This is a genomic window from Methylobacterium nigriterrae, assembly GCF_037106235.1.
Taxonomy (GTDB): domain Bacteria; phylum Pseudomonadota; class Alphaproteobacteria; order Rhizobiales; family Beijerinckiaceae; genus Methylobacterium; species Methylobacterium nigriterrae.
Map to the genome: position 1 here is coordinate 1 of NZ_JBAWTG010000247.1, position 4,128 is coordinate 4,128.

The following is a 4,128-nucleotide window of genomic DNA, read 5'->3' on the forward strand; positions in this document are numbered from 1 at the left end:
TCCAGCTTTCTCCATTCCACGTCGTCCAGCATCGCTCCTCCCAGTCAGGAGGAGCAAAACGCCCGCAAACGGAACACGTTCAAGGCCGAACAGGCCGTAATTACGGCTATTACTCGCTCCCTGGAACGGCCTCAGATTTTAGCTCGGCGGCTTTGTTCGCTCTATCGCCGCAGCCGCTCTCACTACGTCGGCCTCGCTGAGGTTTCGCCCTACGATCTGAAGACCGACCGGCATCCCATCCGAGGCAATGCCTGCGCAGACAGAGGCTGCGGGCTGGCCCGTGAGGTTGAAGGGGTAGGTGTAGAACGCCCACGAGACGAGGCTGCGGTCTTCCAGGCCCTAGGGAATATTCCGTCCTGCTTCCAACGACGAGATCGGCAGGGTTGGCGACAGCGGTAGCGGCGACAAGCGGACCATCATCACGGGATGCGCCCCTTAGCCCGGGTGCTGACCTTGACGAACTCGGTCAGGGCTGGTGATCAAGGCAGTCGCGTGCGGACAGGTGGCAGCGCGTTCGATCGCGGGGTAAGAGCCATGCTCCGAGACAAGATGGGAGATCGTGTTGCGGCGGACGGCTTTATCGCCGCGCTCGATCAAAGCGGCGGGTCGACCCCCGGTGCGCTGCGCCTCTACGGAATCCCTGACGATGCCTACGCCGGCGACGCCGAGATGTTTGCGCTCATCCATGCGATGCGCGTTCGCATCATGATCTCGCCCGCCTTTACGGGCGCGAAGGTGCTGGGTGCGATTCTGTTCGAGGGCACGATGGACGGCAGCGCCGCTGGCAAGCCCGTTCCGGCCTTCCTCTGGGAGGAACGCGGGATCGTGCCCTTCCTTAAGGTCGACAAGGGGCTTGCTCCTGAGGACGACGGCGTGAGCCTGATGAAGCCGATGCCGGATCTTGACGCTCTTCTCGACCGCGCCACCCGGCTCGGCGTCTATGGCACGAAGATGCGCTCGGTCATCAACGAGCCCTCTAAGCGGGGCATCACCGCCGTCGTCGAGCAGCAGTTTGCAATTGCGGACCGTATCGCCTCGCATGGACTCATGCCGATCATCGAGCCGGAAGTGTCCATCAAGAGCCCCGACAAGCGCGGCGCCGAGTCGCTCCTTCTCGCGGAGCTAGCACAGCGGCTCGACGATCTTCCTGAGGGGCGGCAGGTGATGTTGAAGCTCACCCTGCCCGACGTAACAGACCTCTACGCGACGTTGACCCGTCATCCGCGGGTAGCCCGGGTGTTGGCGCTGTCGGGCGGCTACTCGCGTGAGGAAGCCTGCGCCAAGCTGGCCGGCAACCACGGCGTGATCGCGAGCTTCTCACGCGCTCTCACGGAGGGTCTCACGGCCCGCATGAGCGACGACGCGTTCGATGCGACACTCGCCGCGGCGATCGACGAGATCTACAAGGCATCGGTGGACAAGCATCAGCCTCGAAGCGGATGACATCATCTAATTGGTGCCGCGATGAGGCTGAGCTCTGAGCGGATCAAACGCTCCATTTCAATTCGATTACGATAAGCGCTGCGAATGTATGTCAATGCACGTCCGCCTTGCCCTGTTGTTCGCCCGAAAGCGGCCGTTCCGTTTACGGCCAGGCTCGGTCGTTCGGGGCCAATCAGACTGCCGGTAAGCAGACCTTCCGAAGGCCCGAGAAGGGCGCAAAGCGGAAGTCAGGCCTCGACACCGCAATTGAGCGCGGCATCGTCAGCGCCGCTGCCAGACGGCCCCTAGCAGGCTCGGGCCGGGCGGATCTTCGAATGGCCGCGCTTCCGGGGCCGGGGACAACACGGGTATTTCTATAGAGTTCATCTTCCTCCTGTCCCTGATATCCCCGGGGTTGTCCCTCCGAGGGCAGAGTCTCTCTCTGATTGGCTCACCCTCACGAGGGGCGCTCGCCTCATTCAGAGGCCAATACGGCATGCGTTCTGGCTTGGCCGCTCTGCGGATTCGACGTGGTCTACAATGGCCGCCGACAGTGCGTGCTTCAGGGCCGCTCACTCAACCGAGTCCTGCGTGAGCTTTCTCGCGAGCTCGGACGAGACATGGTCGGGCGCGAGTTCTCAGCCAAGGAAGACCTTGGGCCGCCTGCTCTGGAGCTGGATCTCTTTTTCCTCGAACGCGGCAGCAATCCGGAGAAGCTGTGCCTCCTGGAAATGATCCCCGACGAACTGCAAGCCAATAGGAAGACCCTCAGGAGAGAAGGCGCAGGGCACTACAACCGACGGCAGGGCTGTGTAGCTGAACGGGAACGTGAACTGGCGACCTCGGCTGTAGTCTTGGGCTGAGGCCTTCAGCAGCGGTGCCGCGCTCGGCAAGGCTGGTGTCAAGAGAGCATCTACCCGCTGAAACGCCGATTTAACCTCCGCAGTCAGAAACGGACGCTCCGCAATCCGGGCGTCATATGCCTCGCGTGAGACTTTCGATCCGGCATCGATGTTGTCCTGAACGATCCGCCCAAACATTTCCGTTCGGTTGGGCATCGAGCGATAACGCTCCCCCAGGATCTGATTAAATTCATAGAGGAGTATCTCGTTAAACAACTTACTGTAATCTAGTTGTCCCTCGAGCGGCTCAATCCTGATCTCTTCGATGTTGGCTCCAAGGCCCGCTAACGTCTCGGCAGCCCCTCGGACGGCATTGGCAATATCCGGATCAACATCACTGAAAGTGTAGTCCTTCACTAGGCCAAACCGCATCCCTTTCACGCCCTCGCCCAATCCCCGTGTGTAACTCTGGTGAGGCCGGAGCAGCGTGGAGTTCTTATCGTTCGGATCGAAGCCGGCGATCACGTCAAGGATCAGAGCAAGATCGCGGACATTTCGTGCGAGCGGCCCAACAGTATCCAAGCTGTACGAGCGGGGGAAAGCGCCATAGGTGCTCACAAGTCCGAATGTCGGGCGAATACCCGTAATCCCGCACCACGCGGCGGGCACCCTGATCGAACCGCCCGTATCAGTCCCCAGGCCGCCAAGACATAGGCCAGCCGCGATGGCCGCCCCCGTACCACTCGACGACCCACCGGGGGAGCGCTCCAAATCCCAGGGATTGTGCGTGTCACCAAACGCCGTGTTGGTGCCCGAAACGCCCGCGGCAAGCTCATTCATGTTCGTCTTGCCAAGAATTACCGCACCCGCATCCCGGAGCCTTGCTACGACCGTGGCATCTTTCTCCGTGACCCGATTCTCAAATGCCTTGGAGCCGACGGTCGTGCGCGTGCCGCGCATCTCGAAAAGATCTTTGATAACTACTGGGATGCCATGGAGCGGTCCACGATCTCTGCCCGAGCGTAGTTCTGCATCGCGCTCGGAAGCAGTTCGGAGGGCCTCGTCATTCAGTACAGAGATGAAGGCGTTCAGCTGCGGCTGCAGCTTCAGAATGCCGTCGAGGTATGCACTTGTGATCTCGACGGAGGTCGACGTCCCGGCACGGAACTGCTCCCCGGCTTCGCTTATCGAGACCGGCAGCACTTGCGACTTCGCCGCTGCCGACGAGCTCTGGAGAGCGGCGATTGACGCCGCTGCTACCCCTCCGACCACAAGAGCTCGGCGAGTCAGGGATGAAGGATCCATAGAGGTGAACATGATTTCCTCGGTTATCTGGGCAACAGTTCTTGCGGACCTAGGCTGTCAACGGTGAAGTGTGGGGATCGGCATGGACAAGGGGTCAACAGACGTTTCTGTAGATCCACGCGATGCCAAGCGCGGCATTTGCTGGCATGAGCAACTGTCCTTCTGGCGAGATCCTCGCCTACGATCCCTTCGGCGAGACCGTCGAAGCACCGGCTTTCCGCCCAGTGAAGCCGGAGAACGGCAGGACCGCCGTCCGCGAAATGGGATAGTGGTTGTGTTCCGGACGCTCGCCCTTCTCCTCGCGGCAGGTCGCGCCTATTTCGCTGATCATGGAACCGTAGGGCTGGCCGCGAGCGTTCAGACGCCGGCAGCCGCCGTTAACTAGGCAGGCGTGCACTGAGGCGGATCTATCCCGACAGAGCAGGCACCTTCCGCACACCGCTCCGATAACAGGACGGCCTAATACGCATCCGCAAGGTAGGCGGCGATGGCCTTGCCGTCGGCTTCGCCGATGGGGGCGTGGTAGACCTTGATCATCTTGGTCACCTCCGCGTCCCAG

2 protein-coding genes and 2 pseudogenes are annotated in these 4,128 nt (G+C 61.4%); 1 reads left to right on the forward strand and 3 read right to left on the reverse strand.

Features of this window, described 5'->3' with window-relative positions:
• Window positions 1–138: 138 nt before the first annotated feature.
• Window positions 139–393 (reverse strand): annotated as a pseudogene (locus WDW90_RS35370) (amidase family protein); the annotation flags it as partial.
• Window positions 394–534: 141 nt separating this feature from the next.
• Here WDW90_RS35370 and WDW90_RS35375 point away from each other — a divergent pair.
• Window positions 535–1,443 carry a fructose bisphosphate aldolase gene (locus tag WDW90_RS35375; protein ID WP_336492413.1) on the forward strand — a complete coding sequence of 303 codons (909 nt, stop codon included), beginning with the start codon at window positions 535–537 and terminating at the stop codon, window positions 1,441–1,443.
• Window positions 1,444–2,060: 617 nt separating this feature from the next.
• Here the strand turns inward: WDW90_RS35375 and WDW90_RS35380 are convergent.
• Window positions 2,061–3,581 carry an amidase gene (locus WDW90_RS35380; protein ID WP_336492414.1) on the reverse strand — a complete coding sequence of 507 codons (1,521 nt, stop codon included), beginning with the start codon at window positions 3,579–3,581 and terminating at the stop codon, window positions 2,061–2,063.
• A 447-nt stretch (window positions 3,582–4,028) separates the two neighbouring features.
• A pseudogene (locus WDW90_RS35385) lies at window positions 4,029–4,128 on the reverse strand (cytochrome c); the annotation flags it as partial.

What these genes read in the sequence shown, in the direction of transcription:
- WDW90_RS35375 (WP_336492413.1), top strand. Translation starts at nt 535, where the DNA reads ATGCTCCGAGACAAGATGGGAGATCGTGTTGCGGCGGACGGCTTTATC.
- WDW90_RS35380 (WP_336492414.1), bottom strand. Translation starts at nt 3,581, where the DNA reads ATGTTCACCTCTATGGATCCTTCATCCCTGACTCGCCGAGCTCTTGTG.